This window comes from Mycobacterium sp. KBS0706, from assembly GCF_005938675.2.
Lineage (GTDB): Bacteria > Pseudomonadota > Alphaproteobacteria > DSM-16000 > Inquilinaceae > Inquilinus.
In genome coordinates this window covers 1-271 of sequence record NZ_VCCH02000419.1, presented here as the reverse complement: position 1 = coordinate 271, position 271 = coordinate 1, and the positions used below count along the sequence as shown (strand labels likewise).

Here is a 271-nt window from a genome sequence, read left to right as displayed (position 1 = left end):
CCGCAGCGCGTGCTGCGCCTGCGCCACCGCCATGCCGTAGCCCGGCACGATGATCACCGAGCGCGCATTCTTCATCACGAAGGCCGCGTCCTCCGCCGAACCCTGCTTCACCGCCCGGTCGCCCGCCGGACCGCCGGCCGCGGCAGCGGCGGAGTCGCCGCCGAACCCGCCCAGGATCACGTTGATGATCGACCGGTTCATCCCCTTGCACATGATGTAGCTGAGGATCGCGCCCGACGACCCGACCAAGGCACCGGTCACGATCAACAGA

At 69.4% G+C, this 271-nt stretch carries 1 protein-coding gene; it reads right to left on the bottom strand.

Going from position 1 to position 271, the window contains the following annotated elements:
* Nucleotides 1–271 (bottom strand): NAD(P)(+) transhydrogenase (Re/Si-specific) subunit beta (locus FFK22_RS42535; RefSeq protein WP_143957081.1); only part of this gene is annotated, 271 nt, incomplete at both ends.